This window comes from Mesorhizobium sp. B3-2-1 (assembly GCF_006439515.1).
Classification (GTDB): Bacteria; Pseudomonadota; Alphaproteobacteria; order Rhizobiales; family Rhizobiaceae; genus Mesorhizobium.
In genome coordinates, this window is sequence record NZ_VFTI01000003.1 from 1 (window position 1) to 26371 (window position 26371).

Here is a 26371-nt window from a genome sequence, read left to right on the forward strand (position 1 = left end):
GTGGGGCAACACAAGCGCGGGTTGGGGGAGGAGAAACCAGGTTATGTCGAAACGTGAGATTGGAACGTCCCCTGCCTTGGGGCGGCGTATCGCCGAACTCAGGGCGCGAATGCACGATGCCGAAATTTCTGGCCAAGAGATGAAAATTTTCCATAAGGTCGCCGCCATCATGGGAACTGGCGACGGTTCCTTGCAACTGGATGCCGACGACCTGATCGCGGCGTCCTTCGTCGCCGAACGGGTTGGGTCGGCGCCCGGCCGCTGACTTCGGAAATTCTCCCGCACCGAAATGCGGTGAGTAAATTTGCCACAACCGGGGCACGGCCGCCTATTGGGCGTTCGTGCCCCGCTCTCGGCTACGTCATCTTGTCTCCCAGTCATCCGATCTCGAATTGAAAGGAAAGTCTTATCATTTTGTTTGCGTTGGCACGTCATAGTAGGGACGGCTAACGGAGTGGAAGGGATGAAGCTGGACCTGTCGCCGACCAGCTGGGGCAGGGTGATCGCCGTCACCGCCGCCGGCACGGCATTCTGCATTGCCGTGGCGTTTTTCGTCGATTCGTTCAATTTCCCCTATCTTTCGCCCGAGGCGGTCTGGCGCGCGCAGCTGACCGACCTTCTGCTGCCTCTGGTGCTGGGTGGCTCGTTCCTGTTTTTCCTGATGTGGAAGATCCGCCAACTGGCGATAGCCCAGCGCGACCTCAGCGTCATCGCCGCGACGGACAGCCTGACGGCGGTGCTGAACCGCGGCGCCTTCTCGATGCTGGTCGAGGCCTATCTCGAGCAGACCCGCAAGCGGGAAGAGACCCGTTCCGGCGCGCTGCTGATCATCGATGCCGACCACTTCAAGTCGATCAACGACCGCCTCGGCCATGATTGCGGCGACCAGGCGCTCAAACTGATCGCGCAGGCGATCAAGGGCCAGCTGCGCGGCGGCGATATCGTCGGCCGGATCGGCGGCGAGGAGTTCGGCGTGTTTCTTCCCGGTGTCGACCCCTCGCAATCCTGGCTGGTTGCCGAGGGGATCCGCCGACGGATACGCGAAATGGACTTTTCCCCTGGGGGCCGCTCTTGCCCGCTTTCCGTCAGCATCGGCGGCACCAGCTTCAGCGGGCCGACGACCTACGAGGCAATATTCGCCGCCGCCGACAGGCGGCTTTATGCCGCGAAATCGAATGGACGCGATCAGGTCAGCTTCGATCCGTCGGAAGCCTCCCTGGTGTCCCCACCCAGCATCGCCACCGTGCACTGAGGGCAGCCTCGGCAGCGAGCGGATACTGACCGCTTCCTTGACGCTTGCTTGTCTGTATGCTTCCTCCGGGCAAGTATGGAACGTCGCCAAAAATAGTCCTGCCTCTTAAGTCCCTCGATCGTGCGGTTCGCGGGTACGGCACGGCCCTTGGATGCAGGCAATTGAATGGCGCAACGCCCCGGGGTAGAGCCCAGTAAGCACCGCGATCATGATCCATTTATTCAACGGCTTTCAGAACCCGTTTGGCGGCAGTGAGCGCGAAACCCTGGACTTGTACCGGCTGTTGAGCGCCGACTCGCAGGTGCACCTCTGGGCAACCTCGTCACGCGTATCCGAAGACCTGATGCGCGAATTTCCGATACGCCGCGTCTCGACGGCAACACGCAACGTGCCGGATGGCGGCATCTATGTCTTTCTTGGTGCGCATTGGCGCAACAAGATATGGCCTTATCTGATCCCGCGGCCACGCCGGCTGATCTATGTCTTCAACACCTTTCATCCCAAGATGATCGCGCTGACGACGCGCAGGCCGCGCTTGCTGGGTTGGCCCGGTGCCGAACTGGTGCTGATCTCGGACTTTCAGAGGCGCATGCTGCAGGTCGAAGGCGTCGTCCATGCCTCGCCGATCGATATCGAGTGCTTCTCGCCACGGCCGGCAAGGCCAAACGGTCCGTTCACGGTAGGACGGCTGAGCCGCGACACGGCGGACAAGCATCACGCCGACGATGTGGAACTCTATGAGGCATTGCTTGCCGATGGCGTAGCGGTGCGGATTCAGGGCGGCATGCCGCTCAAGGGCGGCCTCGCACCGCATCCGCAACTCGAACTCCTGCCGCAGGGTGAATTTGCCGCCGAACAGTTTCTGCCGACGCTCGACGTCTTCTACTATCGCACCGGCTCGCATGTGGAGACGTTCGGCCGCGTGGTATTCGAGGCGATGGCCTGCGGTTTGCCCGTCGTATGCCATTCGCATGGCGGCTATGCCGACCATATCAGGCATGGTGAAAACGGCTTCCTGTTCGAAACGACGCAACAGGCGGCACGCATACTGGCCGAGCTTGAAGCCGATCCGGCGCTGCGGGCGACTGTCGGCCGCAAGGCGCGGCAAACCGTCGAGCAACTGTTTTCGCCGCAGGCGCTGCAACAGCGGTTGGATTTCTATCGGCGTTAGCGGCGCCATCTGCCTTCAGATACTCTCGGACAATCCACGTAGCCGTTTGGCATCAATCCCGACATCGCGCTAAAACTTACATCACGTGAATCGCGGGGCGGCCGTCATCGGTGCGCAGACAGATCGGGCAGGGCTTCTACCGATGACATTGATGGGCGCGGCGGCACTGCTGATCCTGGTCCTCACCTATGCCGGAGTAGCCATCGGGCGCATACCTGGCTTGCGTCTCGACCGGGCAGGCATTGCGCTGCTTGGCGGCGCGGCGATGATCGCCATCGGCGCACTCAGCATGGAAGACGCCTATCGCGCCATCAATCTCGACACCATCACGCTTCTGCTCGGCATGATGATCGTGGTGGCGCATTTGAAGGTGTCGGGTGCCTTTCGCGGTCTCGGCGCAATCGCCATCGAGCATGCACATGCGCCGTTCATGCTACTGGTGATGGTGACGCTCTTGACCGGCGTGCTGTCGGCCTTCCTGGTCAACGACGCCATCTGCCTGGTCATGGCGCCGATCGTCGTCCACGTCACCCGCGTCATCAACCGCAACCCGATCCCCTATCTGATCGCCACCGCCACCGCTTCGAACTGCGGCAGCGTCGCCACCATCACCGGCAATCCCCAGAACATGGTCATCGGCGCGCTGTCGGGGATTTCCTATCCGGCCTTTTCGGCGGCGCTCGCGCCGGTCGCCCTTTTTGGCCTCGTCGCGGTCATCATCATTGTGCGCATCGTCTACCGGGCCGAATTCACCCGCACCGCCGAGTTGACGCCGCATGTCGCGCGCGGCCGCATGCATCGCGGCCAGGTGCTGAAGGCGGTGGTCGTCTGCGTCGGGCTGGCCATTGCTTTCTTCGCGGGTGTTCCCGTAGCCAAGGCGGCGCTCATCGGCGGCGCCATTCTGCTGCTCACCCGCGGCATCAAGCCATCGCGCATCTACCGCGAGATCGACGGACCGCTGCTGTTCATGTTCGCCGGTCTGTTCGTGGTTGTTGCCGGTGCCGAAAAGACGCTGCTGACATCAGATATCATCGCCTCGGCCAAGAACATCGGGCTCGACGATGTCTGGAGGCTGTCGGGTTTCACCGCCGTGTTGTCCAACATCATGAGCAATGTTCCGGCCGTGCTGGCGCTCAGGCCATTCATACCCGGCCTGGAGAACCCCGAGCGCGCCTGGCTGGTGGTGGCCATGAGTTCCACGCTCGCCGGCAACTTCACCTTGCTCGGCTCGGTCGCCAACCTGATCGTCGCCGAACAATCCAAGGCCGCGGGCACACAGTTGTCTTTCGGCGCCTTCTTCAAGGTCGGTCTGCCGCTGACGCTGATCACGCTCGTGGTCGGCACTGCCTGGCTGGCGTTGGGCCTCTAGGACGAACGCAGCGGCTTGCGCCCTGAAAGCAACCGGACCAAGCGGTTCTCCATTCCGGCATCACGCAGCCCAAGCCTCGCGCCAGCCCGCCCGCGTTAAGCCGCCAATCCCTTGTCTGCCGTCTGTACGCGTGCGACTGCCGCCAGCAGGTCGGTCTGTGTGATCAGGCCGAGAATGCGCCGCTCGCCGTCGACGATGACCACGGCATGGCTGCGGCCGTCGGTCAGCGCCGGAAGCAGGCTCATCGCCGGCGTCGCGGGCCAGGCGGTGCCGGCTTTTGCCATCACGCCCTTCACCGTATCGACGGCTTTCGTCAGTTCGCGCAAGCCGACGGCGCCAACCAGGCGGGCATCCGCATCGACCACCGGCAAGGTGCGGATATTGTGATCGAGCAGTTGCCGGCGTGCCTCGTCGGCGGTGGCTTGCTCGGGCACCGAGACCACGTCGCGCGACATGATGTCCTCGCACAGCAGCGTCCGGTGCGACCGCACCATGGCCTGCAATTCGACCTGTCGCAGCAGTCGTTCGAGGTCGTCGCGGTCGACATCGAAGGTCTCGTCGAGCGCCGTCAGCGCCGCATCGATGTCCTCCGGCCGGAAACCGGCGCGCTGCCGAGCCGGTGGATCGTCGGTACCGTGGCTGTTGGCGGCCGGTGCGGCGACATGCGGGTAATTGCGCCGCGCCAGCTTGTGGAAAAGCAAGCCCAGCGCCACCAGGATGGTCGAATTCAAGGCCACCGGCACGAACGGGAACAGGAAGCCCGCGCTGATGACTGCCGGCCCACCGAGTACAGCCGTCAGCGCGGCGGCGCCCCCCGGCGGATGCAGGCAGCGCGTGAACGACATCGCGGCGATGGCCAACGCCACCGCGAGGCCCGAGGCCATCACCGGATCATGGACAAAATGTGCGACGGTCACACCGACCAGCGCCGATATGGAATTGCCGCCGATGATCGACCATGGCTGCGCCAACGGGCTCGCGGGTACGGCAAACAGAAGCACCGCGGATGCGCCCATCGGCGCCACCAGCAGGGCCACATGCGGGCCGCCGCCCATCGCCAGCCCGCTGATCACGCCGGTCAGCGCGATGCCGATCGTGGCGCCGATACAGGCCAGGATGCGTTCACGCAGCGTCGCGCCGGCGAGGATGGGGACGAAAAGACGATAGGTCATCGAGAACTTTGCGAGGAATGGGTCTGTCGAGGATGCGTGCGGCACGCAATGCAGCCGAATTCGCCGATTTGAAAGTCAAACAAATCCGTAAAGTCATGGCGCCGGAGAATAATATTGCGTGCCGGCTTTCGCCGGGGTGCTGGCAGCGGCTCGGGCTTTGTCATCAGCGTCAAGGGCTTGCGGCCTTTTGCCGACTCTGTTTGACGTCATCCCGTGCGCGCCGCCGCCGCAAGCCCGCGCAGGATGTCGGCCTTCAAGTCGTCGACATCCTCGAGGCCGATCTGCAAGCGGATCAGCGGACCTTCATAAGGGCCTTTCGCGACGACGCGGTCGCCAAGCCAGACCGGTACCGCAAGGCTCTCATAGCCGCCCCAGGAGTAGCCGAGACCGAAGATCTGCAGTGCGTCCAGGAAAGCGTGCTGCTCCTTCTGGTCGCCGCCGGCAAGCACGATGGAAAAGATGCCGCTCGAACCGCAGAAGTCGCGTTTCCAGAGATCGTGATCCGGATGGCTGGGAAGGGCAGGGTGGAGCACGCGCGCCACGCCCTTCTGGCCTTCGAGCCACGAGGCGATGGCAAGTGCGCTGCGCTGATGATGCTCCAGCCGCACGCCCATGGTGCGCAGGCCGCGCAGCACCTGATAGACATCGTCGGGTCCCGCACAGCAGCCAAGCGTGCAAAAGCTCTCGTAGAGTTGCTTCCAGCAGGCCTCAGTGGCCGAGACCGTGCCGAGCAGCACGTCCGAATGTCCGGCCGGATATTTCGTCGCCGCGTGGATCGAGATGTCGACGCCATGGTCGAGCGGCCGGAAATAGAGCGGCGTCGCCCAGGTGTTGTCCATCATCACGATGGCGCCGGCCGCATGCGCGGCCTTGGCGATCGCCGGAATATCCTGCACCTCGAACGTGTTGGAGGCCGGCGATTCGGTGAACACCACTTTGGTGTTCGGCTTGATCAACGCCGCGATGCCGGCGCCGACATTGGGCGCATAATATTCGACCTCGACGCCCAACCGCTTCAGCATCGTGTCGGCGAAGTTTCTCGTGGGGTGATAGACGGAATCGACGATCAGCAGATGATCGCCCGCCGAAACGAAGGCGAGCAGCGGAATGGTCACCGCCGCCAGGCCCGATGGCACCACGATCGTGCCGGCGGATCCTTCCAGCGCATCGATCGCCTGTGCAAGGGCATCGGTCGTCGGTGTGCCGCGCGTGCCGTAGGTGTATTTCTGGTTGCGTGCGGCCATCGCGGCGGCATTGGGGAACAGCACGGTCGAGGCATGCACCACGGGCGGATTGACGAAGCCGAAATAGTCGTGCGGGTTGTTGCCCGAATGGGCAAGCCGCGTGTTGATGCCCATCTTGCCGGAACCCTGCTCGCTGCCGTCTTTCGCCATTCTTGGTCGCCTTGTTTGATAAGGCGCTAGCCATAGTGCGGCGTCGTGGGCCGTGCAACAGCCCGCTGTCCGCCAGGAATGGACTTCGAATATGCCAATTTCCGCGTCCGGAAGACATCGCCGGCGTTGATCCTGCATCTGGCCATGGCATGCGGCAGTACTTGTCGGAAGCTCTCTCGCCGCCGGTCAACTACTGTAGCCAGCTATTGTAACTGGCATGGATTCGCGGCGCCGGCTCACATCTGCGTCAAATGAGCTTCGCCGAATTAATTCGCGCTTCTGACTAAATAGCGGGCGCGTCTGTCTGCAATTCAGGCATTTCAGGCAATCGATTTTCAAACCCGTTGGAATTCGGTCATTTTCCTTGACCTCACGGGAATTATCGCCTTCGATGCTATTCGTGAATGGGAGGCGGTGCGTCGGTTTGCGATGCGGGGTTTCGGGAATGGGCCGGGCTGGGAGCTGCGTTCACAAGGGAAAAAAGATCAGGGTTTGCCTGAAAAAACAGAAAAGGGTCTGTGGGTCATGAAACATATTGCTATCGGCATTCTTGGCGCCGCCACGCTCGGATTGATGGCGTCGGCCGCGTCGGCCGGCACGCTAGACACCGTCAAGGCGAAGGGCTTCATCCAGTGCGGCGTCTCGACCGGTCTGGCCGGCTTCTCCGCGCCGGACGACAAGGGCGACTGGAAAGGCTTGGACGCGGATTTCTGCCGCGCCGTGGCGGCCGCGGTCTTCGGCGACGGCTCCAAGGTCAAGTTTACGCCGCTCAGCGCCAAGGAGCGCTTCACAGCGCTGCAGTCCGGCGAGATCGATCTCCTGTCGCGCAACACCACCTGGACCAGTAACCGCGACAGCGCGCTCGGCTTGGATTTCGTCGGCGTCACCTACTATGACGGCCAGGGCTTCATGATCAACGCCAAGAAGCTGCCGGGCGTGAACTCCGCACTGCAGCTTTCAGGCGCCGCCGTCTGCGTGCAGAGCGGCACGACGACCGAGCTCAACCTCGCCGACTACTTCAAGAAGAACAAGATGGAGTACAACCCCGTCGTCTTCGAGAAGCTCGAAGAAGTGAACGCAGCCTATGACTCCGGCCGTTGCGACGTCTACACCACCGACCAGTCCGGCCTCTACGGCATCCGCCTGACGCTGGCTTCGCCAGCTGATCATGTCGTGCTGCCCGAGATCATCTCCAAGGAGCCGCTCGGCCCGGCCGTGCGCCAGGGCGATGACCAGTGGGCCCATGTCGTACGGTGGACGTACTTCGCGCTGCTCAACGCCGAGGAGGCCGGCGTCACCCAGGCGAACGTCGACGAGATGAAGACCTCGAACGACCCGAACATCCAGCGCATGCTGGGCACCGAGCCCGACGGCAAGTACGGGTCTGATCTTGGCCTCTCCAACGACTGGGTCGTCAATATCATCAAGGCCGTCGGCAACTACGGCGAAATGTTCGAGCGCAATGTCGGCTCCGGCAGCCCGCTCAAGATCGCGCGAGGCATCAACGCGCTGTGGACCAAGGGCGGCCTGCAATACGGTCCGCCGATCCGCTGATCGAAACGTGATCCGGGAGGCAGATCGTTTGCCTCCCGGTTTCTCTTTCCAGGGGATGGTCCATGGCTTCGCAGGAAATTCTTAGCGAAGAGCCGAACCGCGGCTCTTTCATCAATGACCCGAGAATACGCAGCCTCTTGTTTCAGACGCTTGTGGTTATCCTTCTGTTCGGCTCCATCTGGTGGGTCGTAAACAACGTCATCGACAATCTGCAGCGCCTGCACATTGCGTCCGGCTTCGCCTTCCTGAAGGGCCGCGCGGGCTTTGATATCAGCCAGACGCCCATTGCCTACACGTCGGACTCGACATATGGCCGCGCGATCATCGTCGGCCTCATCAACACCATCATCGTCGCGGTCGCCGGCATCATCACCGCCACCATCATCGGCTTTGTCGTTGGGATTGGCCGGCTGTCGCAGAACTGGCTGATCCAGAAGATCTGCACGGTCTATGTCGAGGTCTTCCGCAACATCCCGCCGCTGCTGGTCATTTTTTTCTGGTATTCGGGCGTGCTCGCCGTGCTGCCCGCGCCGCGCGACTCCTATCATCTGCCTTTCGGCTCCTTCCTCAACCAGCGCGGCTTCTATTTTCCGAGCGCGATCTGGGGCGACGGCTCCTGGCTGATCCTGGTTGCGCTCGTCGTCGCACTCGCCATGGCGTGGTTCGTTGCCCACAGGGCACGTCAACGGCAGTTGACGACCGGCCAGCAATTTCCGGTGTTCTGGACCTCCGTGGGATTGATCGTCGGCCTGCCACTGCTCGCTTATGCGCTCAGCGGCTTTCCGGTGACCTTCGATTTTCCGAAACAATCGACGTTCAACCTGACCGGCGGTTTTCAGGTCAAGCCGGAATTCCTTTCGCTCTATCTGGCTCTGTCCTGTTATACGGCGGCCTTTATCGCCGAGATCGTGCGTGCCGGCATCAGGGGTGTCAGCAAGGGCCAGACCGAGGCGGCCGCCGCCCTTGGGCTGCGGTCCGGGTCAATCCTGCGGCTGGTCGTGGTGCCGCAGGCCATGCGCATCGTCATCCCCCCGCTGACCAGCCAATATCTCAACCTGACCAAGAACTCCTCGCTGGCGATCGCCATCGGTTATCCCGACCTGACAGCTACCGCCGGCACGGTTCTGAACCAGACCGGACAGGCGGTCGAGGGCGTGCTGATCATGATGGTCGCCTACCTCATACTCAGCCTGGTGACCTCGGCGGTCATGAACGTGGTCAACGCCAGAATGGCGCTGGTGGAAAGGTAAGGCCATGCAGGAACACGATCTGTCCTGGGTGCGCACCGAGATGGCGTTGGCCGAGCGGGCGCCGACGAGCGAACGAGGGCCGGTCGCCTGGGTGCGCAAGAATCTAATCGCGACCACCGGGGACACCATCCTGACGATCCTCGGCGTTGTCATCGTGGCAATGATTCTGCCGCAGGTCATCAACTGGGCCTTCCTCTCCGCCCAGTGGACCGGGCCGGACCGCACGGTCTGCGCGACCGTCGCGCAAGGCGGCATTCAGCCCGACGGCTGGAGCGGCGCCTGCTGGGCTTTCGTCAATGCCAAATTCGGTCAGTTCATGTTCGGCACCTATCCGATCGAGGAGCGCTGGCGGCCGATACTGGTCGCCATCCTGTTCGCGGCACTGCTGGTGCCGATGCTGCTACCGCGTGTACCGCGCAAGGGGCTGAACGCGATCCTGCTCTTCCTGGTGCTGCCGATCGTTGCCTTCTTCCTTCTGGTTGGCGGCATGTTCGGCCTGCCGCATGTCGAAACCTCCCGCTGGGGCGGTCTGCTGATCACGCTGAGCCTGTCCTTCGTCGGTATCGCCGTGTCATTGCCGCTGGGCACCGTGCTGGCGCTCGGGCGGCGCTCCAAGATGCCGATCGTGAAGATGCTGTGCATCATCTTCATCGAAGCCGTACGCGGTATACCTCTGATTACCGTCCTGTTTTTCGTCAGCGTCATGCTGCCGCTGTTCCTGCCGGCCGGCGTCACCTTCGACAAGTATCTGAGGGCGCTCATCGGCGTGTCGCTTTTCGCGGCCGCCTACATGGCCGAAGTCGTGCGCGGCGGCCTTCAGGCGATCCCGAAGGGCCAGTATGAAGGCGCCGATTCGCTCGGCCTCGGCTACTGGCAGAAGATGGGGCTGATCGTGCTGCCGCAGGCGCTGAAGCTGGTCATCCCCGGCATCGTCAACACTTTCATCGGCATGTTCAAGGACACCAGCCTGGTTCTCATCATCTCGATGTTCGACCTGCTCGGCATCGTCAAGCAGAACTTCTCCGATGCCAATTGGGCGACGGCGCAGACCGCGAAATCCGGCCTGGTCTTCGCGGCCTTCATCTTCTGGCTGTTCTGCTTCGGCATGTCGCGCTATTCAATGTACACGGAACGCCGGCTCGACACCGGCTACAAACGCTAAACAAAAAAGCAAGGGGACCCCAGCCATGGCCACCGAAAACGCCGTCGGCGCGGAAGAGATCAAGGTCGACGCCGCCAAGATGCATATTTCCACCACCGATGTCGCCATCGACATCGTCGCCATGCACAAATGGTATGGCGAGTTCCATGTGCTCAAGGACATCAATCTGAAGGTGATGCGCGGCGAACGCATTGTCATCTGCGGCCCTTCGGGGTCGGGCAAGTCGACGATGATACGCTGCATCAACCGGCTGGAGGAGCACCAGAAGGGCAAGATCATCGTCGACGGCAAGGAACTGACCAACGATCTGAAGAAGATCGACGAGGTGCGCCGCGAGGTCGGCATGGTGTTCCAGCACTTCAACCTGTTCCCGCATCTGACCATCTTGGAGAACTGCACGCTGGCGCCGATCTGGGTGCGCAAGACGCCGAAAAAACAGGCCGAGGAAATCGCCATGCATTTCCTCAAGCGCGTCAAGATCCCCGAGCAGGCCAACAAATATCCGGGCCAGCTTTCCGGCGGTCAGCAGCAGCGCGTGGCTATCGCCCGCTCGCTGTGCATGAACCCGCGCATCATGCTGTTCGACGAGCCGACCTCGGCACTCGATCCCGAAATGATCAAGGAAGTGCTGGAGACCATGGTGGGCCTCGCCGAGGAAGGCATGACCATGCTGTGCGTCACCCACGAGATGGGCTTTGCGCGGAAAGTCGCCAACCGGGTGATCTTCATGGATCAGGGCCAGATCGTCGAGCAGAACACGCCGGCTGAGTTCTTCGATCATCCGCGCCATGAGCGCACGAAACTGTTCCTGTCGCAGATCCTGCACTGAGCGGACTGGCGCCGATTCGAGAAAGCCCGGCCACGCCACGGCCGGGCTTTTTAGCGTCTGGCCGATCGGATAATGGTCGCCTGCATTGAGCCGCGACGAAACCGCGAAGCCGCACCGATGAAAAAACTCCTGCGTTTCCTGGTTATGCTGGTTGCCGCAGTGGTGCTCGCCGTCTCGCTCGGCACGTTGGTGCCGCGGCCGCTCTGGCCGGCGGCCGCCGCGGGTGAGGGCACGCGGCGCATATTGGTGCTGAAGAACGCGATCCACACCGACATCGCCATTCCGGTGGACGACGAGGTGCGCCGGCGCTTCCGTTTCCTGGCCTATGCCGGCCTGCCTTCGGACGCACCCGAAGTGCGCTACCTCGTCTTCGGCTGGGGTGGGCGGGCCTTCTACCTTGAAACGCCGACATGGGCGAAGGTGAAGGCGCTGCCCGTATTCAAGGCTCTGACGCTCGACGCCTCGGTGATGCATGTCGACGTGGCCGGCGATATCTCCGAGCCGCATCCCGATGTCGCCGGCTTCGACGTGGACAAGGACCATTTTGCCGCATTGCTCGACTTCATCGAAGCGAGTTTTCAGCAGGGACCGAGCGGCCCGATCATCATCGACAATGCCGCCTACTCCAATTTCGACCGCTTTTATGAGGCCAATGGCCGTTTCAACGCGCTGATGGGCTGCAACACCTGGACGGCGGCGGCACTGCGCACCGCCGGCCTGCGCACCGGCTGGTGGAACCCGCTGCCGGCGTCGCTTGGGTTGTCGATGCGGCTGTACAATTAGCTTTTGCCGCGGGCTCCTTTCAGCGACGGATGATCTGCTGCTGCCGCCACCCATAAAGCCAGTCCAAGTCCACCGCGAGATTCTCTCCCGGCCGTGTCGCCAGAAACAGATTGCGCGCCAATGCCACCGGTCCCCGGGCGTGCCAGGCGAGGCGGTTGAGCGCGCCGCGTTTCAGCACCTTTTCGATGCGCGGTCGTCTCAGGTTCTCCCAGATGGTGAGGCTTTGCGTCAGCCCGCCGGGGAAGTCGGCGATCAAAGTGGCCAGCGTCGCGGCATCCTCTATCGCCATGGCAGCGCCTTGTGCCGCGAACGGGGTCATCGCATGTGCGGCGTCGCCGATCAGCGCGATGCCGGGTGGTATCGTCCAGGGCTGCTTCCGTTCGACTGTATGGAGTGGCCAAGTCAGCCATGGGCCAGCCAATTCCACCAGTCTTGCAAGGCCTGCGGCCGTGCCACGCATGGCGCTGGCGAGGATGCTGGGATCGGCATGGCCTGACCAGCCTTCGGCAATGCGCTCGCCTTTGGTGAAAGCGACAAGGTTGAACGCGTCCCCCTTGCTGACGGGGTAAGCGACCATGTGGAAGCCGGGATGAAGGAAGGTGGTGACGCAATTGGCCGCACCGATTGCCGCAAACGCATTGCCGGCAGCGCTGTCGGCCGAGATCGTGGTGCGCCATGCCAATTCGCCCGAAAACCTGCTTTGGGCGGACGTTACGCCAAACCTGCGCACCGCTGACCAGACGCCATCGGCACCGACCAGCAGAGATCCTTCGGTATCGATGATCTTGCGGCCGACCCCATCTGTCATGGTGATACCGACTGAACCGGAGGCCACGCTGCTGACCTGCGCGCCGGTGGTGAGCTGGATGTCGGGCATTTGCGCGACGCGCGCCATCAGGGCGTCTTGCAGATCAGCCCGGTGCGCCACGAGATAGGGCGCGCCCCAGCGTTCCTCACCGGCGCCGCCAAGCGGCACGCGTGCCAGTTGGCGCAGGCTCGCGGCGTCCTTCAGCACCACGGCTTCCGGCTTGACGGCATTGGCAAGAAGCGTGTCGAAAACCCCAAGCTGGCGCAGAATGCGCGTCGCGTTTGGAGAGAGCTGGATGCCGGCGCCCGCCGCTTCGAGGCGCTTGGCCTGTTCGAACATTTTTACGGGGTAGCCGCGTTCGGCGAAGGCAATCGCCGCCGTCAGCCCGGCGATTCCAGCCCCGGCAATCACGACCTGCCGGGACCGCGTCTCGCTCATGGTCGGGAGGTCAGGCGGCCTGGTCGATGTAGAGGCAGCCCGCCGGCTGCGTTTCCGTTGCCTTCAGCTTCGGCGAATAGCGGTAGAGGGTCGAGCAATAGGGGCAGACTTTCTCATTGTCGTCGCCCATGTCGAGAAACACATGCGGATGATCAAAAGGCGGGTTGGCGCCCGTGCACATGAATTCCTTGACCCCGATGTCGATTGCCGGATGGCCCGCATCGTTCTGGAAATGGGGAATGGAACCGCCTGCCATCGTCGTCTCCTTAACGCAGTCTCTCTGCATCTGGATCATATCAAGCCTGTTTGCAAGTTCGATGAAATCAAACTGTCGCAAAAGCCTGTCAGAGAACTGTCGCAAAAGCCTGCCACAGGATAAGTTAAGCCGGTTAACCGGCCGAGGCGGGCGGAAGAGCAGGAATCATGAACGAACTGAAGCCGGTACAGAGCGAATTCAACAACGTCACGGCAGCGAGCCCGGAAGGCAATCCGGACCGTTTCGTCAACCGCGAGTTCTCCTGGCTGCAGTTCAATCGCCGCGTTCTCGAAGAATCGCTGAACACCCATCACCCGCTGCTGGAGCGCGTCCGTTTCCTGTCGATCTCGGCCGCCAATCTCGACGAATTTTTCATGGTGCGCGTCGCCGGCCTTGCCGGCCAGGTGCGCGAGGGCATCGTGCTGAAAAGCCCGGACGGACGCACCCCCGAACAGCAGCTCGAACAATTGCTGCGTGAGGTCGAGCGGCTGCAGGAGGACCAGCAGAAGAGCCTTTCGGCACTCACGGTGCTGCTCAACAAGGAAGGCATCGAGAGCATCACCCGTGATGCGCTGACCAAGGACGAGAAGACCTGGCTGGAAGAGCATTTCCAGGAGCAGGTGTTTCCGGTGCTCACTCCGCTGTCGATCGACCCGGCGCATCCGTTCCCGTTCATTCCCAATCTCGGCTTCTCGATGGCGCTGCAGCTTCGCCACCGCAAGAATGGCGAAGAGATGAGCGCGCTGCTGCGCCTGCCGGTGGCGCTGAAGCGCTTCATCCGCCTGCCGGACCGCAAGCGCCATGTCCGCTTCATTCCGCTGGAAGAGGCGGTCGGCCTTTACATCGGCAAGCTGTTCCCCGGCTACGAGGTCAAGGGCTCCGGCACGTTCCGCATCATCCGCGACAGCGATATCGAGGTCGAGGAAGAATCGGAAGACCTAGTGCGGCTGTTCGAAACGGCGCTGAAGCGGCGCCGCCGCGGTTCGGTCATCCGCATCGAATTCGACATGCTGATGCCTGGAGAATTGCGCGATTTCGTCGCCGGCGAGCTTGGCGTCTCGTCGAGCCGCATCAGCGTGCTCACCGGGCCGCTGGCGCTCAGCCAGATCTCCGAGATCGTCTCCGTCCCCCGCGACGACCTGAAATTCATACCCTACAACCCACGCTTTCCCGAGCGCATCCGCGAGCATGGCGGCGACTGTTTTGCCGCCATCCGCGAGAAGGACATCGTCGTCCATCACCCCTACGAGTCGTTCGACGTCGTGGTGCAGTTCCTGCGCCAGGCAATGGCCGATCCCGAAGTGGTGGCGATCAAGCAGACGCTCTATCGCACCTCCAACGACAGCCCGATCGTGCGTGCGCTGGTCGACGCGGCCGAGGCCGGCAAGTCGGTGACGGCGCTGGTCGAGCTCAAGGCGCGTTTCGACGAGGAGGCCAACATCCGCTGGGCGCGCGATCTCGAACGCGCCGGCGTGCAGGTCGTGTTCGGCTTCCTCGAACTCAAGACCCACGCCAAGATGTCGCTGGTGGTGCGGCGCGAGGACGGCAAGCTGCGCAATTATGTCCATCTCGGCACCGGCAACTACCACCCGGTCACCGCGCGCATCTACACCGATCTGTCCTTCTTCACCACCGATCCGACAATCGCCCGTGACGTCGCCCAACTGTTCAATTTCATCACCGGCTATGCCGAGCCGACCGCCGAAATGCGGCTGGCGATATCGCCGTTCACGCTGAGGAACCGCATCCTTCAGCACATTTCAGACGAGGTCACCCACACATTGGAGGGACGGCCGGCGCGCATCTGGATGAAAATGAACGCGCTCGTCGACCCCATCATCATCGATGCGCTCTACGACGCCAGCCGCGCCGGGGTGGAAATCGACCTTGTCGTGCGCGGCATATGCTGTTTGCGGCCGCAGGTGCCGGGCCTGTCGGAGAACATCAGGGTCAAGTCGATCGTCGGCCGATTCCTCGAGCACAGCCGCATCTATTGCTTCGGCAACGGCCATGGCCTTCCCTCGGACGAGGCGATTGTCTACATCTCCTCGGCGGACCTGATGCCGCGCAATCTCGACCGCCGCGTCGAGACCATGGTGCCGATCACCAATCCAACTGTGCATGAACAGATACTGGGCCAGATCATGCTGGGCAACATCATGGACAATCAGCAAAGTTTCGACGTATTGGCTGATGGAACCTCCCGGCGCGTGGTGCTGGAGGAGGGCGAGGAACCGTTCAACGCGCAGGAATATTTCATGACCAATCCGAGCCTGTCGGGACGAGGTGACGCGCTGAAATCGCATGCGCCCAAGCGAATCGCGCAGTTCAAGCGGCGCAAGAAGAACGCCGCCGCCTGATGCTGTCCAAATCCCAGGGCCGGCTGCAGGACCGCCGACCGCTGTCCATCATCGACATCGGCTCCAATTCGATCCGTCTTGTCGTCTATGAGGGGCTGGCGCGTTCGCCGACCACGCTGTTCAACGAAAAGATGCTGGCGGGCCTCGGCCGCGGCATCGTGTCGACGGGGAAGCTCGACCCCGAAGGGGTGGCGCGCTCGATGGAGGAGTTTCGCCGTTTCCGTGCGCTCTCCGACCAGGCCGGTGCCGAACATATGTACGTGCTGGCAACCGCTGCGGCCCGCGAGGCGATCAACGGTCCCGATTTCATCCATCGCGCCGAGGATGTGCTGAAGACCGAGATCCGCGTGCTCTCCGGCCGCCAGGAAGCGCATTATTCCGCGCTGGGCGTCATCTCCGGCTTCCATCCGGCCAACGGCATTGCCGGCGACCTTGGCGGCGGCAGCCTGGAGCTCATCGACATCGATGGCGAGGCCATCGGCGACGGCATCACGCTGCCGCTTGGCGGCCTGCGCCTGCAGGACATGGCGAAGAACTCGCTCGTCCAGGCGCAGAAGATCGCGCGCCAGGAATTGGCCCGGGCCAAGCTGTTGAAGGGCGGGCAGGGCAGGACTTTCTACGCTGTCGGCGGCACCTGGCGAAACCTCGCCAGACTGCACATGGAGATGAACAACTATCCGCTCGGCGTCATGCACAACTACGAGATATCGGCCGAAAGTGCTCAAACGTTCCTCAAGCAGGTGGCCAGGGGGGAGGTCGAAAAGGTGAGGGGTATCGAGGGCGTCTCCAAGAACCGCCGCTCGCTGCTGCCATACGGCGCTCTCGTGCTGCAGGAAATCATGACGGCGATGCAGCCGTCCAGGATCGTCGTTTCGGCGCAAGGCGTGCGCGAGGGTTTTCTCTATTCGCTGCTCGACGCGGCCGAGCAGAAGGCCGATCCGCTGATCTCGGCCGCCGAGGAGCTTGCGCTCTTGCGCTCGCGTTCGGTCCATCATGCGCATGATCTGGTCGAATGGACCGGCAGGGCCTTCAAGGCGTTCGGCATCGACGAGACGGAAGACGAAGCGCGCTATCGCCACGCCGCCTGCCTGCTCGCCGATATCGGCTGGCGCGCTCATCCGGAATATCGCGGCAAGCAATCGCTCAACATCATCGCGCATGCGTCCTTCATCGGTGTCGATCATCCCGGCCGCGCCTACCTGGCGCTGACCAACGCCTACCGTCATGACGGCGTCTTCAATGAATTGGTGGCGCCCGAAATCAAGGCGCTGGCGCCGCCCCGCCTGTTGGAGCGCGCCCGCGTGCTGGCGGCGATGATGCGCGTCGTCTACCTGCTGACGGCCGCGATGCCCGGCATCATGCCGAGGCTGAAATGGGAAAGCCGCCCCAACGGCGCGCTGGCGCTGGTGCTGCCGGCTTCGCTTTCCGACCTCTACGGCGAGCGCCCGGCCGGCCGGCTGGCGCAACTGGCGCGCATCACCAATCGCCGCCTGGAGTTGGCGGTCGAGGGCGGGCAGAGTGTGTCGGTGAAATAGTCAAGTCGCCTCGGCGCCTATGCCGAAGCCCCGTCCGTCGGCCGACCATGCGCCGGCGCCGGCCATGGCAAGCGCCAGGAAACCACCCGATATCGCGATATCCTTCATCAGCATCTGCTGGTGCAGGAAGGCGAGCGTCGCATCGCCGGCGCCTTGGCCATAATGGCCGATGTAGCCCGCGACGATACAGAAGGCGGCCAGCAGCAGCGCCACGATCCGCATCTGGAACCCAACGAGCACCAGAAGCCCCGCTATCAGCTCGAACAGGCCGGTGCCCCAGGCGGCTAGCGCTGGCAGCGGCAGGCCAAGGCCGGAGAAATAGCTGGTGGTGCCGGCAATATTGGCGAGCGCCTGGAAGCCGGACGGCACGAACAGCACGGCAAACAGCAGCCGCGAAACCAGAAGCAATGCGTTGCGGGCCATGGCACTCTCCCTTGCCGGCACGGTCACCGGCGACCATCGCAGTCTACGCCTATAGCCACACAACGAAAAAGCGGCGCGGAAATTCCGCGCCGCTTTTTCGGGTCCTTGGGAGGGGAAGCCTCAGCCGCGCCTGGCGTCGATCGAATACGCGCCGGCACCCGAAGAGGCCAGCAGCAGGAAGCCGCCGGTGATGGCGAGGTTCTTGAGGAACTGGATCATCTGCATCTGGTCGGCCCAGCCGGTGTGGGCGACCAGCCCCGTTGCGATGGTGAAGATGGCGAGCACCCAGGCGGCGACCCTGGTCTGGAAACCGACGAGGACGGCAAGGCCGCCAAGCAGCTCGATCAGACCGACGATGACGGCCGTCGCCATCGGCGCCGGCAGGCCGAGGCCACCGAAATAGGCGGCCGTACCGGAAATGGCTGATAGCTTGCCGAATCCGGAAAGCAGGAAAATGACTGCGAGCAGGATACGGCCGAGCAGGATGGTGACAGAACTGTTGGACGCGGTGCCGGCGCCGGCGGCGGAAGTGTTGATGGACATGGTGGCTCTCCGAATGGGTTGAATGACCACTCAGATAGACGATGCCGACTGTTCACCAAAGTCAGCGATGCGGCGACACATTGTTCACAGAACATACATTTCCATGATCAGGCAGAATGCGCGAAATTCGTGTCGGACGATGCGGTGACGGGAGTAAATTCTCCCGCCGAAAAACGTCAGCCGTGATCTGACGCAATTCCGGCCGGAAAACCGCTTTGCACTTTTCCTGGAATCGCTTCACCCCGGATGGGTCATGTCCTCCGGCCGCACCAGGCGGTCATAGTCGGCCTCGCTGACCAGTCCGGTGGCGAGTGCTTCCTCGCGCAATGTCGTGCCCTTCTTGTGCGCGGTCTTGGCGATCTTGGCGGCGTTGTCGTAGCCGATGGTTGGCGCAAGCGCCGTGACCAGCATCAGCGAACGGTCGAGGGCCGCCTTGATGTTGTCCTCTCGCGCCTCGATGCCGACGACGCAATTGTCGGTGAACGAGACCGATGCATCGGCCAGCAACTGCACCGACTGCAGGAAATTATACGCCATCAGCGGATTGTAGACATTGAGCTCGAAATGGCCCTGGCTGCCGGCGAAGGTCAGCGCCGCATTGTTGCCGAACACCTGCACGCAGACCTGCGTCATCGCCTCGCACTGGGTCGGGTTGACCTTGCCCGGCATGATCGAGGAGCCGGGTTCGTTTTCCGGCAGCGACAATTCGCCGAGGCCTGAGCGCGGCCCGGAGCCGAGGAAGCGAATGTCGTTGGCGACCTTGAACAGTGCGGCGGCGGCCGCGTTGATGGCGCCATGCGAGAACACCATGGAATCATGGGCGGCGAGCGCTTCGAACTTGTTCGGCGCGGTGACGAAAGCGATGCCGGTGATGGCCGCGATGCGATCTGCCACCCGCTCGGCGAAGCCGATTGGAGCGTTGAGGCCGGTGCCGACTGCGGTACCGCCTTGCGCCAGTTCCTGCAGGCCGGGCAGCGTCATTTCGATACGCTTGATCGAGGAGGCGACCTGCGCCGCGTAGCCGGAGAATTCCTGGCCCAGCGTCAGCGGCGTGGCATCCTGCGTGTGGGTGCGGCCGATCTTGATGATGTGATTGAAGTCCCGGCTCTTGGCGGCGAGCGCCTTGTGCAGGTGGTGCAGCGCTGGGATCAGGTCATGTATGATCCGCTCGGCGCAGGCGATGTGCATGGCCGTCGGATAGGTATCGTTCGACGACTGGCTCATATTGACGTGGTCGTTGGGGTGCACCGGCTTTTTCGAACCCATGACGCCGCCCAGCATCTCGATCGCGCGGTTCGAGATCACCTCGTTGGCATTCATGTTGGACTGCGTGCCGGAGCCGGTCTGCCAGACCACCAGCGGGAAATGGTCGTTGAGCTTGCCGTCGATGACCTCTTGCGCGGCCTCGATGATCGCCTTGCCGATGGCCGGATCGAGCCGCTTGAGCTCCATATTGGCCTCCGCCGCCGCCCGCTTGACGATACCCAGCGCGCGCACGATCGAAGCCGGCTGCTTTTCCCAGCCGATCTTGAAGTTTCCCAGCGAACGCTGCGCCTGCGCGCCCCAATACCGGTCGGCGGCGACCTCGATGGGACCGAACGTATCGGTTTCGGTTCTGGTTTTTTCAGCGCTCACGGGAAATCTCCGGTCTGTCGATTTGCGCAAGGGCGTATCGCGTTGCACAAACGGCTTCAAGCAGAGATTGCGGACGCTGAAGGTGCAAATCGGTTGAAGATGCTCCCCCGCCCAGTTGGGGATGGGCAGCTTCGTATTCTCAGATCATCTCCGGCATCGGCTCCGACAGCGACGGCAGTTCCGGCTGTTCGGCGGGACGGCTGGTCTGGCGCAGCATCGTCTCGAAATCGGAGCCGCGCGTGATGGTCAGAGTGCGCGCGCCTTCTGGGGATTCGGCCCTGTATGTGTGCGGCAGACCTTTCGGCGCGATGATGGTTTCGCCAGGACCGGCGATCTGGTCGTGGCCGTCGATCCGAAAGCGCAGCTGTCCCTCCAGGACATGAAACACCTCGTCCTCGTGCCGATGCACATGCAGTGGCGGAGAATCGCCATTGGGGCATGCGGTGCTCGACGACACAGATGCCGTCCTCGCCCTCCGCCGACGAAATCCGAATGGCAACCAATGTGTTGTTGAACCAGAAGAGTTCCTTGCCTGCGATGGTCCTGTTGATCATTGTCATGACAGCGCTCCCTTGTGCTGGCGGTGCCGACCGAGCGGCGTCTGCGGCTACCTGACCAAGGATTGGCGAGCGATGGAAATCGAATGATCGTATGGGGCGGATTGATGCCATGAATTTAAATGCGCTCGACCTCAATCTGGTCAGGGTGCTCGATGCGCTTTTGCGCGAACGAAGCGTGACGCGCGCCGGCGAGCAGATCGGGCTGAGCCAGCCCGCAGTGAGCGCGGCGCTCAATCGCCTGCGTCATGTCCTCAACGACCAGCTGTTCGTGCGGCACGGCAACGACATAGTGCCGACCCCGCGCGCCGAAAGCCTGGCGGAGCCGGTGCGCGCGGCACTGCGCGAGATCGAACGCGTTTTCCAGACTGGGAAGGACTTCGATCCCGCCGGGTTGGAGCGAACCTTCACCTTCATGGGCGCGGATTTCTTCTCCATGCTGCTGATGCCGCCGCTGGCGGCGCGCATCGCGGCGGTGGCGCCCGGTGTGTCGTTCCGCTTTCTGGACAGCGCGCGCGGCGACGTTTCGAGGTTGCTCCAGGACGATGAAATCGACGCTGCACTCGAGCGTCCGCGATCCGGGGGTGAGACGACGTCGCAGGGTGCTGCGGCGGTTCGGCAGCACTTGAGGCAGGCTACAGCCCAGCTTTTCCGTCGACGCCCCGACGAGCGCGGAAGGCCGGTTCCTACTCGGCCAATGGCTTGATCGTCTCGTAACCGTTCACCGATTCCGCGCTGGTGCCTTCATCGTAGCGCCGGGCGAGGGCGGCCTGCAGATCGGGCGAATAGAGCGCGGTGAAGGCGTCGAGTGTCTCTCCGGCTCCGTTCTTGAAAGTTTCCTTGACGGCGAGCACATTGTATTTGCAGTCGCCCAGGCTGAAGGTCTCCTTGCCCTTGACGGCCAGCGTCAGCGTCTTGGTGGCCTTCGGCTGCTTGCTCGGCGACAGTTCGACGAACTCGATCGTGCTCTTGGCTCCAGCCTTCAGCGGAAACAGTTTTCGCAGATCGGAAAACGGAATCATTGCCAGCCGACCGGTCTCGCTGTCGCGAAAAACCTCGATCAGGCCGGCATACAGGAACTGCTTCTGCGGTGATTGCTGCTCGTAAGTGTTGGTGACGGAGATCATCCCGCCTGCCGCTGGCCGAAATTCGCTTTGGATACCGGGCCTTGCCAGGACAAAGCCATTCCTCGCCGATTTCGCGTCGACGCACGGGCCACCATGCGCGGCGCCGGCGGTGAACAGGATCGCTGATATGCCAGCCGATAGGGTCTTCATGGCCTTCCCCTTGCCATAGAGCTTGATCTGGATGCCCCTAGACATGGCAGACGCCTGTCGTGCTGTCGATGACGATAGGGCGGCTCCTTTCATGCGGCGATCGCAATGGCACGGGCTGAACTTTACTGCCGCCCGCTCTCCATGCTGAAATTCCCCGATGATGAATCGCCCTTCGTCCCCATTGCTCTCGCGCCGCGGTTTTCTGGTGCGGGCCGCCGGTCTCGCCGCGGCCGGTGCGCTTTCACGCCGGGCGCTCGGTCAGACCGGGCAGCGCATCCAGCCTGTCGACGCCACCTTCCTGTTCGTTGCCGATGTCCATGCCTGCCGCATGGCAAGCGGCTTGAGCCCCAATTGCCAGCGGGAAGGCAAGACGGACGCGGCGCTGCTGCGCAACGTCGCGGCGTTGAACGCCATCGGTGACAAGGATTGGCCGGCCGAGATCAACGGCATCGCCACGGGCCTGCGGACGGCCGGCGGCCGCATCGGCACGCCACTCGGCCTTGTCGTCGGCGGTGACATGACAGACGATGGCGGCGGCCAGATCACCGAGCCCAGCGAAGGCACCCAACTTCTGCAGTTCAGCCAGCGCTATCAGCAAGGCATGGGTCCCGACCGCGTGCATGTTCCGGTTTATGTCGGGCTCGGTAATCATGATCTCGATCAGAACGGTCCGCCGCATCATGTCGACTGGTATCGGCGCGAAATGCGCGATTATGTCGAGGTCAATCATCGTGCCGGGGTGTTCTTCAAGCCCCCGGTGCCGGCCACCAGCTACGACGTCGACACCGACTGCTATTCATGGGACTGGGGTGGCCTGCATCTGGTGCAGACCCATCGCTTCGCCGGCGATACCGGCCATGGCGCCGACAACAGCCTGCCCTGGCTCAAGCAGGATCTGGCGACCTATGCGGCGGACGGCCGCCCAGTCGTCCTGTTCCAGCACTATGGCTGGGACAGTTTTTCGATGGAGCGATGGGACCCCGTCAAGAGAGTATTCGACGAGGGCGGCAAGGGAGCATCGCATTGGTGGAGCGATGCGGACCGTCAGGCATTGCTGGCGGCCCTGAAGGGCTACAATGTCGTTGCCGTCTTCCACGGTCATCAACATGAGGTGCCGATGATCTATCAACGCGACGGCCTCGACCTCTTCAAGCCGAAAGCCGCCTATATGGGCGGCTTCGCTCTGGCACGTGTCACCGAAGACAGCCTGGACGTCGTGTTGGGTGAGGCCGGCGACGACCATGGCGACGTGATTTTCACCAACGCCTTCAGCAAGTCGCTGAAGACGTGAAAAGGGCCGCTCGACGCGGCCTTTTTCACAGCGGTCAAAGCGCTTTCTTGGTCTTGTCCTTCACGTCGCCATAGGCCTTCTGCACCTTTCCGGTGGCTTTGTCGGCCATGCCTTCGGCCTGCGCCTGTCTGTTGCCGGTCGCCTTGCCGGCCGCCTGCTTGATGGAGCCTTTCACCTGCTTTGCCACGCCGGCGACCTGATCCTTGTTCACCATTTTTCGCATCTCCCGGGTTTGGTCCGCCTGGGCAAACGAGCCGGCACGGCTTCGGTTCCAGCAGCCGCTGCCTGTGTCGGCAAAACAGGTGCCTTTCGGCGGCCGGCAGGCTAGGGTCCGGCAAGCGCACTCCGCAAGGAGAGAGGCCGCAAAGGGGGACAGATGTCGGAATTCACGCTCTATATCGGCAACAAGTGCTTTTCGTCCTGGTCGCTCAGGCCCTGGGTGGCGATGCGGCAGCTGGAGATATCGTTCGAGGAGGTCTTGGTGCGGCTGCGCACGCCCGAGACTTTTGCCAATCTGGCGAAAGTGTCGCCGACCGGTCAGGTGCCCGTTCTGATTCACAAGCCGGTGAATCACGGTGGCAGGATCGTCTGGGAAACCCTTGCCATCCTTGAATATCTCGCCGATCTCTTTCCCGAGAAAAAGCTGTGGCCAGCCGATGTCGGCGCCCGGGCGCTGGCGCGTTCGGCGGCGACCGAGATGCATTCCGGGTTTCGCGAAGTCCGCTATGGCTGGCCGATGAACTTGCGCCGGCCGAAGGCTCACAAGCCGCTCGACGCCGAGGGCGAGGTCCAGCGTGCTCGCATCGAGGCGCTGTGGCGCGAGTGCCGTGACAGACACGGCAAGGGCGGTCCGTTCCTGTTCGGCGATTTCACCGCGGCCGACGCCATGTACGCGCCTGTCGTCACCCGTTTCGACACCTATGGCGGCGATCTGGCGCCCGACACCAGGGCCTATGTCGACGCGGTTCTGGCAACACCGGCAATGCGCCAATGGTATGCCGAAGCCGCAAGGGAGACATGGCCGGAGCCAGGCCCCGACGAATAGGCCTGGGGCGTAGTTCCGGAAAATGGGGCGCATGGTTCTCGTCAAATAGAACGCCCCTCGCGCCTGTTAGCTCGCGGGGGGCGTCTTTGCCATCAGCCTTTCTTTCGATTGCTCTCATGAACTGCTGATGACATGGAGAAAATGCGCGTTTGCAGGGATGGTTCCGGGATCCGGCGATTTTTTTTCGAGTTGACACGGCGTGGTATCCGGTGCGCCGCGGTGCCCGCGGTTGGCGAATCCACGGCTTGGGTCATCCGAATTTGACAAGCCGCCAAAAGAGCCCTACAAGCAATTCGTCGATATTTGTTTGATTGACTTTTGTTATCCGCGCTTTCGAGCGCGTCTTTGACGAACTTCCCACATCAAAAATCGAGACAACGACGTTATGCATCCGCATGACGGCGAACGAATATTTGCCATGGAAAGGGTTCGTCATGAGCACCGGCACAGTTAAGTGGTTCAACGCCACCAAGGGTTTTGGTTTTATTCAGCCTGACGACGGCTCCGCCGACGTTTTTGTCCACATCTCGGCCGTGGAACGCGCCGGCATGCGCGACATCGTCGAGGGCCAGAAGCTCGGCTACGAGATGGTCCGCGACAACAAGTCGGGCAAGATGTCGGCCGACCAGTTGAAGGCGGCCTGAAGAAAGAATTCAGCCGTCCCGGTGACCACGGATGTACTGGCATCGGTGAACGGCGAATTCGGGCGCATGGCCATGGGGACCTGAGTTTCCAAGGTTTGTGCTGCCCATCAGGAGCTAGCCTTGTGCATCCAGTTGGATGCGCGGCGCTCCCAGGGAAGGTCAGGCGGTGCCTGGCCTTTTTCATTTTACGCTTGTTGCCGCCGAAAATGCGCTGCGCATTGGGCTGAACGTGCTAAGGGACGCTCCAGCAATTTGAATCCGTTGCCGCATTGCTTTGTGCAAGGTCCCGACCGAAGACCCGGTCTCGCCCTATCGGCACCAGGCTCCTGACAGGAGAAAGATTTTGACCGCCCATCCGAAGACAGCCGTTGATCCGGCCGCGTCGCTGTTCAGCAAGACGCAAACCCAGTCGATGTCGCTCAACCGCATCATTTCCGAGCGCGATGCCGTCAGCCAGGCGCGGGAAGCCAAGACCGCGCGCTTGCGCGAGCTGCGGCTGGAGAAGGAGGCCGACGAGATGGTGGCGGCCGCAGCACTCGCGGCGCTGCCGAAACGCGCCGGAAAACGCTGATGGCCACCAAGCGCGTACCGCCAACGCCGATCGCCGCCGATGCGACCATCGCCGACATGGTCGAAACCCTGGACAAGCCGGTCGAATATGTCCGGCGCGTGCTGGAAAAACTCGAACGGTGCAAGCGCGCCCATGGCGATGCCCAGGTGCGTGTCGGCGTGCGCGGCCGGGCCGAGTGCCCAAACTACCTCATCGAATATATCCGCGAAGACGCCAAGACCCATGAGCGGGTCACCTATCAGGATGCTGCCTATAGCGGCAGCACGCATCGTGAGCTGGCGCCGCATCACATCGCGGAAGCCAGGAACTGGTCGCCCGAGGAAATGAACATCACGGCGGTTTCGGCGTTGATCGGCCGCTTGCGAAATCCGCGCGCACCGTCATCGCGTTTCGCCGACGAGGACTGACATGGCCATAAAATTCTCTGCAAAGGACCAGCCGGCAGCACCGGCTTCCGCCGCAAAGCCGGCCAAGCCGGCTGCTGCGCCGAAGGCAGCCGAGACAGCGACGGATCTGTTCAAGTCGCCGGTCGACGCGCCGAAGGGCAAGACGGGCAAGAAGAAGTAGCACCTTGCCTCGGGATGCCGATCGCAACCTTGCCGCTTCGGGGCCGTTTGCCGTGGCAGCCACGACCAGCCTGCCGTCGTCGGACATCGCTGCTGTCTTCGATTGCCAGAGCTGCGGCGCCTGCTGTTCCTATTCGGCCGAGTGGCCGCGCTTCTCCACCGAGGACGACACGCAGCTCGATCGCATCCCGGAGAAATTCGTGGCGGCCGACCTGTCGGGCATGCGCTGTGACGGCGTGCGCTGTTCGGCCCTATCAGGCGAAGTCGGCAAGTCGACCGCTTGCACCATCTACGAAATGCGACCGGATGTCTGCCGCGCCTGCATGCCTGGCGATGAGGAGTGCCTGATGGCACGCCGGGCGCTCGGATTTTCTACCTCTTAACAGGCGGCGTCCTAATGCATGTCGCCCGGAAGTGTCCTCGGTTCCGGGATAACGACATGCATAAAATCAGAAGCTTACAGCAGGTCGGGCGAATCCTATTCGC

General features: G+C 62.6%; 29 protein-coding genes. 19 read left to right on the forward strand and 10 right to left on the reverse strand.

Annotation, left to right across the window (positions count from 1 at the left end; all coding sequences use genetic code 11):
- Positions 1-43: 43 nt before the first annotated feature.
- The 4 genes from FJW08_RS03630 to FJW08_RS03645 all read left to right on the forward strand — a co-directional run bounded on the left by FJW08_RS03630 (position 44) and on the right by FJW08_RS03645 (position 3792).
- Entirely contained in the window at positions 44-265 is a 222-nt protein-coding gene (locus FJW08_RS03630) for a hypothetical protein (RefSeq protein WP_140809320.1), read from the forward strand.
- A 198-nt stretch (positions 266-463) separates the two neighbouring features.
- A complete protein-coding gene (locus tag FJW08_RS03635) occupies positions 464-1252 on the forward strand; it encodes a GGDEF domain-containing protein (protein ID WP_140808904.1) in 789 nt (262 codons plus the stop codon).
- A 208-nt stretch (positions 1253-1460) separates the two neighbouring features.
- A complete protein-coding gene (locus tag FJW08_RS03640; protein ID WP_140808906.1) occupies positions 1461-2423 on the forward strand; it encodes a glycosyltransferase family 4 protein in 963 nt (320 codons plus the stop codon).
- 142 nt (positions 2424-2565) lie between these two features.
- The gene (locus tag FJW08_RS03645; protein ID WP_140808908.1) at positions 2566-3792 is read left to right on the forward strand and encodes an anion transporter; all 1227 of its coding nucleotides are present in this window, start codon (positions 2566-2568) and stop codon (positions 3790-3792) included.
- A gap of 95 nt (positions 3793-3887) precedes the next feature.
- Here the strand turns inward: FJW08_RS03645 and FJW08_RS03650 are convergent, their stop codons facing one another.
- Positions 3888-4964 (reverse strand): HPP family protein, encoded by a 1077-nt coding sequence (locus FJW08_RS03650; protein ID WP_140808910.1) that lies wholly within the window; start codon positions 4962-4964, stop codon positions 3888-3890.
- Between the two features lie 206 nt (positions 4965-5170).
- Positions 5171-6358 carry a cystathionine beta-lyase gene (locus FJW08_RS03655; protein ID WP_140808912.1) on the reverse strand — a complete coding sequence of 396 codons (1188 nt, stop codon included), beginning with the start codon at positions 6356-6358 and terminating at the stop codon, positions 5171-5173.
- Positions 6359-6883: 525 nt separating this feature from the next.
- Between FJW08_RS03655 and FJW08_RS03660 the strand changes: the two genes are divergently transcribed.
- The 5 genes from FJW08_RS03660 (at position 6884) to FJW08_RS03680 (ending at position 11936) form a co-directional block, all read left to right on the forward strand.
- On the forward strand, positions 6884-7912 hold the full coding sequence (locus FJW08_RS03660) for an amino acid ABC transporter substrate-binding protein (RefSeq protein WP_140755736.1): 1029 nt from the start codon (positions 6884-6886) through the stop codon (positions 7910-7912).
- A 62-nt stretch (positions 7913-7974) separates the two neighbouring features.
- Positions 7975-9162 (forward strand): amino acid ABC transporter permease, encoded by a 1188-nt coding sequence (locus FJW08_RS03665; protein ID WP_140808913.1) that lies wholly within the window; start codon positions 7975-7977, stop codon positions 9160-9162.
- Between the two features lie 4 nt (positions 9163-9166).
- Positions 9167-10324 (forward strand): amino acid ABC transporter permease, encoded by a 1158-nt coding sequence (locus FJW08_RS03670; RefSeq protein ID WP_140808915.1) that lies wholly within the window; start codon positions 9167-9169, stop codon positions 10322-10324.
- Positions 10325-10349: 25 nt separating this feature from the next.
- The gene (locus FJW08_RS03675) at positions 10350-11153 is read left to right on the forward strand and encodes an amino acid ABC transporter ATP-binding protein (protein ID WP_140755730.1); all 804 of its coding nucleotides are present in this window, start codon (positions 10350-10352) and stop codon (positions 11151-11153) included.
- A gap of 117 nt (positions 11154-11270) precedes the next feature.
- On the forward strand, positions 11271-11936 hold the full coding sequence (locus FJW08_RS03680) for a TIGR02117 family protein (protein ID WP_140808916.1): 666 nt from the start codon (positions 11271-11273) through the stop codon (positions 11934-11936).
- Positions 11937-11955: 19 nt separating this feature from the next.
- On the opposite strand, the gene FJW08_RS03685 is transcribed toward FJW08_RS03680, so the two are convergent.
- Positions 11956-13182 (reverse strand): FAD-dependent monooxygenase, encoded by a 1227-nt coding sequence (locus FJW08_RS03685; RefSeq protein ID WP_140808918.1) that lies wholly within the window; start codon positions 13180-13182, stop codon positions 11956-11958.
- A gap of 10 nt (positions 13183-13192) precedes the next feature.
- Complete coding sequence (locus FJW08_RS03690) at positions 13193-13438, reverse strand: zinc-finger domain-containing protein (protein WP_140755724.1); 246 nt, start codon at positions 13436-13438, stop codon at positions 13193-13195.
- A gap of 167 nt (positions 13439-13605) precedes the next feature.
- Here FJW08_RS03690 and FJW08_RS03695 point away from each other — a divergent pair, with 167 nt between their 5' ends.
- Together FJW08_RS03695 and ppx are read left to right on the forward strand one after the other, a co-directional pair.
- A complete protein-coding gene (locus tag FJW08_RS03695; RefSeq protein WP_140755721.1) occupies positions 13606-15798 on the forward strand; it encodes an RNA degradosome polyphosphate kinase in 2193 nt (730 codons plus the stop codon).
- Entirely contained in the window at positions 15798-17333 is a 1536-nt protein-coding gene (gene ppx / locus FJW08_RS03700) for an exopolyphosphatase (RefSeq protein ID WP_140808920.1), read from the forward strand. The genes FJW08_RS03695 and ppx overlap by 1 nt, the downstream gene beginning before the upstream one ends.
- Here ppx and FJW08_RS03705 read toward each other — a convergent pair whose 3' ends face one another.
- From FJW08_RS03705 to FJW08_RS03720, 4 genes are all read right to left on the reverse strand, one after another.
- Positions 17334-17756, reverse strand: a complete 423-nt coding sequence (locus FJW08_RS03705; protein WP_140808922.1) for a DoxX family protein — start codon at positions 17754-17756, stop codon at positions 17334-17336.
- A gap of 120 nt (positions 17757-17876) precedes the next feature.
- Positions 17877-18299: a DoxX family protein gene (locus tag FJW08_RS03710; protein ID WP_140808924.1), complete on the reverse strand. Its 423-nt coding sequence runs from the start codon at positions 18297-18299 to the stop codon at positions 17877-17879.
- Positions 18300-18536: 237 nt separating this feature from the next.
- Complete coding sequence (gene fumC / locus FJW08_RS03715; protein ID WP_140808926.1) at positions 18537-19934, reverse strand: class II fumarate hydratase; 1398 nt, start codon at positions 19932-19934, stop codon at positions 18537-18539.
- A 139-nt stretch (positions 19935-20073) separates the two neighbouring features.
- Positions 20074-20391, reverse strand: coding sequence for a cupin domain-containing protein (locus FJW08_RS03720; RefSeq protein ID WP_348642646.1), 318 nt, complete (start codon positions 20389-20391; stop codon positions 20074-20076).
- 212 nt (positions 20392-20603) lie between these two features.
- On the opposite strand from FJW08_RS03720, the gene FJW08_RS03725 reads away from it, so the two are divergent.
- Positions 20604-21197, forward strand: a complete 594-nt coding sequence (locus tag FJW08_RS03725; RefSeq protein WP_246682196.1) for a LysR family transcriptional regulator — start codon at positions 20604-20606, stop codon at positions 21195-21197.
- Here the strand turns inward: FJW08_RS03725 and FJW08_RS03730 are convergent.
- A complete protein-coding gene (locus tag FJW08_RS03730) occupies positions 21178-21813 on the reverse strand; it encodes a hypothetical protein (protein WP_227791880.1) in 636 nt (211 codons plus the stop codon). The two genes, FJW08_RS03725 and FJW08_RS03730, sit on opposite strands and share 20 nt — an antisense overlap.
- A 112-nt stretch (positions 21814-21925) precedes the next feature.
- On the opposite strand from FJW08_RS03730, the gene FJW08_RS03735 reads away from it, so the two are divergent.
- Positions 21926-23059, forward strand: a complete 1134-nt coding sequence (locus FJW08_RS03735) for a metallophosphoesterase (protein ID WP_140808928.1) — start codon at positions 21926-21928, stop codon at positions 23057-23059.
- Between the two features lie 34 nt (positions 23060-23093).
- On the opposite strand, the gene FJW08_RS03740 is transcribed toward FJW08_RS03735, so the two are convergent.
- Positions 23094-23282 (reverse strand): CsbD family protein, encoded by a 189-nt coding sequence (locus tag FJW08_RS03740; RefSeq protein WP_181182825.1) that lies wholly within the window; start codon positions 23280-23282, stop codon positions 23094-23096.
- 153 nt (positions 23283-23435) lie between these two features.
- Here FJW08_RS03740 and FJW08_RS03745 point away from each other — a divergent pair, with 153 nt between their 5' ends.
- From FJW08_RS03745 to FJW08_RS03770, 6 genes are all read left to right on the forward strand, one after another.
- Complete coding sequence (locus FJW08_RS03745) at positions 23436-24104, forward strand: glutathione S-transferase family protein (RefSeq protein ID WP_140808932.1); 669 nt, start codon at positions 23436-23438, stop codon at positions 24102-24104.
- 434 nt (positions 24105-24538) lie between these two features.
- Complete coding sequence (locus FJW08_RS03750) at positions 24539-24748, forward strand: cold-shock protein (RefSeq protein ID WP_010915421.1); 210 nt, start codon at positions 24539-24541, stop codon at positions 24746-24748.
- A gap of 343 nt (positions 24749-25091) precedes the next feature.
- Positions 25092-25319 carry a hypothetical protein gene (locus FJW08_RS03755; protein ID WP_140808934.1) on the forward strand — a complete coding sequence of 76 codons (228 nt, stop codon included), beginning with the start codon at positions 25092-25094 and terminating at the stop codon, positions 25317-25319.
- Positions 25319-25726: a hypothetical protein gene (locus FJW08_RS03760; protein ID WP_140808936.1), complete on the forward strand. Its 408-nt coding sequence runs from the start codon at positions 25319-25321 to the stop codon at positions 25724-25726. Before FJW08_RS03755 ends, FJW08_RS03760 begins: the two co-directional genes overlap by 1 nt.
- A gap of 1 nt (position 25727) precedes the next feature.
- Positions 25728-25886, forward strand: coding sequence for a hypothetical protein (locus FJW08_RS03765; protein WP_140755699.1), 159 nt, complete (start codon positions 25728-25730; stop codon positions 25884-25886).
- A gap of 4 nt (positions 25887-25890) precedes the next feature.
- Positions 25891-26268 carry a YkgJ family cysteine cluster protein gene (locus tag FJW08_RS03770; protein ID WP_140808938.1) on the forward strand — a complete coding sequence of 126 codons (378 nt, stop codon included), beginning with the start codon at positions 25891-25893 and terminating at the stop codon, positions 26266-26268.
- Positions 26269-26371 lie beyond the last annotated feature (103 nt).

What these genes read in the sequence shown, in the direction of transcription:
- FJW08_RS03735 (WP_140808928.1), top strand. Translation starts at nt 21,926, where the DNA reads ATGATGAATCGCCCTTCGTCCCCATTGCTCTCGCGCCGCGGTTTTCTG.
- FJW08_RS03725 (WP_246682196.1), top strand. Translation starts at nt 20,604, where the DNA reads ATGAATTTAAATGCGCTCGACCTCAATCTGGTCAGGGTGCTCGATGCG.
- FJW08_RS03650 (WP_140808910.1), bottom strand. Translation starts at nt 4,964, where the DNA reads ATGACCTATCGTCTTTTCGTCCCCATCCTCGCCGGCGCGACGCTGCGT.
- FJW08_RS03630 (WP_140809320.1), top strand. Translation starts at nt 44, where the DNA reads ATGTCGAAACGTGAGATTGGAACGTCCCCTGCCTTGGGGCGGCGTATC.
- FJW08_RS03680 (WP_140808916.1), top strand. Translation starts at nt 11,271, where the DNA reads ATGAAAAAACTCCTGCGTTTCCTGGTTATGCTGGTTGCCGCAGTGGTG.
- FJW08_RS03655 (WP_140808912.1), bottom strand. Translation starts at nt 6,358, where the DNA reads ATGGCGAAAGACGGCAGCGAGCAGGGTTCCGGCAAGATGGGCATCAAC.
- FJW08_RS03675 (WP_140755730.1), top strand. Translation starts at nt 10,350, where the DNA reads ATGGCCACCGAAAACGCCGTCGGCGCGGAAGAGATCAAGGTCGACGCC.
- FJW08_RS03695 (WP_140755721.1), top strand. Translation starts at nt 13,606, where the DNA reads ATGAACGAACTGAAGCCGGTACAGAGCGAATTCAACAACGTCACGGCA.
- FJW08_RS03660 (WP_140755736.1), top strand. Translation starts at nt 6,884, where the DNA reads ATGAAACATATTGCTATCGGCATTCTTGGCGCCGCCACGCTCGGATTG.
- FJW08_RS03690 (WP_140755724.1), bottom strand. Translation starts at nt 13,438, where the DNA reads ATGGCAGGCGGTTCCATTCCCCATTTCCAGAACGATGCGGGCCATCCG.
- FJW08_RS03730 (WP_227791880.1), bottom strand. Translation starts at nt 21,813, where the DNA reads ATGTCTAGGGGCATCCAGATCAAGCTCTATGGCAAGGGGAAGGCCATG.
- FJW08_RS03765 (WP_140755699.1), top strand. Translation starts at nt 25,728, where the DNA reads ATGGCCATAAAATTCTCTGCAAAGGACCAGCCGGCAGCACCGGCTTCC.
- FJW08_RS03665 (WP_140808913.1), top strand. Translation starts at nt 7,975, where the DNA reads ATGGCTTCGCAGGAAATTCTTAGCGAAGAGCCGAACCGCGGCTCTTTC.
- FJW08_RS03670 (WP_140808915.1), top strand. Translation starts at nt 9,167, where the DNA reads ATGCAGGAACACGATCTGTCCTGGGTGCGCACCGAGATGGCGTTGGCC.
- ppx (WP_140808920.1), top strand. Translation starts at nt 15,798, where the DNA reads ATGCTGTCCAAATCCCAGGGCCGGCTGCAGGACCGCCGACCGCTGTCC.
- FJW08_RS03745 (WP_140808932.1), top strand. Translation starts at nt 23,436, where the DNA reads ATGTCGGAATTCACGCTCTATATCGGCAACAAGTGCTTTTCGTCCTGG.
- FJW08_RS03635 (WP_140808904.1), top strand. Translation starts at nt 464, where the DNA reads ATGAAGCTGGACCTGTCGCCGACCAGCTGGGGCAGGGTGATCGCCGTC.
- FJW08_RS03705 (WP_140808922.1), bottom strand. Translation starts at nt 17,756, where the DNA reads ATGGCCCGCAACGCATTGCTTCTGGTTTCGCGGCTGCTGTTTGCCGTG.
- FJW08_RS03750 (WP_010915421.1), top strand. Translation starts at nt 24,539, where the DNA reads ATGAGCACCGGCACAGTTAAGTGGTTCAACGCCACCAAGGGTTTTGGT.
- FJW08_RS03760 (WP_140808936.1), top strand. Translation starts at nt 25,319, where the DNA reads ATGGCCACCAAGCGCGTACCGCCAACGCCGATCGCCGCCGATGCGACC.
- FJW08_RS03640 (WP_140808906.1), top strand. Translation starts at nt 1,461, where the DNA reads ATGATCCATTTATTCAACGGCTTTCAGAACCCGTTTGGCGGCAGTGAG.
- FJW08_RS03710 (WP_140808924.1), bottom strand. Translation starts at nt 18,299, where the DNA reads ATGTCCATCAACACTTCCGCCGCCGGCGCCGGCACCGCGTCCAACAGT.
- FJW08_RS03740 (WP_181182825.1), bottom strand. Translation starts at nt 23,282, where the DNA reads ATGCGAAAAATGGTGAACAAGGATCAGGTCGCCGGCGTGGCAAAGCAG.
- FJW08_RS03645 (WP_140808908.1), top strand. Translation starts at nt 2,566, where the DNA reads ATGACATTGATGGGCGCGGCGGCACTGCTGATCCTGGTCCTCACCTAT.
- FJW08_RS03685 (WP_140808918.1), bottom strand. Translation starts at nt 13,182, where the DNA reads ATGAGCGAGACGCGGTCCCGGCAGGTCGTGATTGCCGGGGCTGGAATC.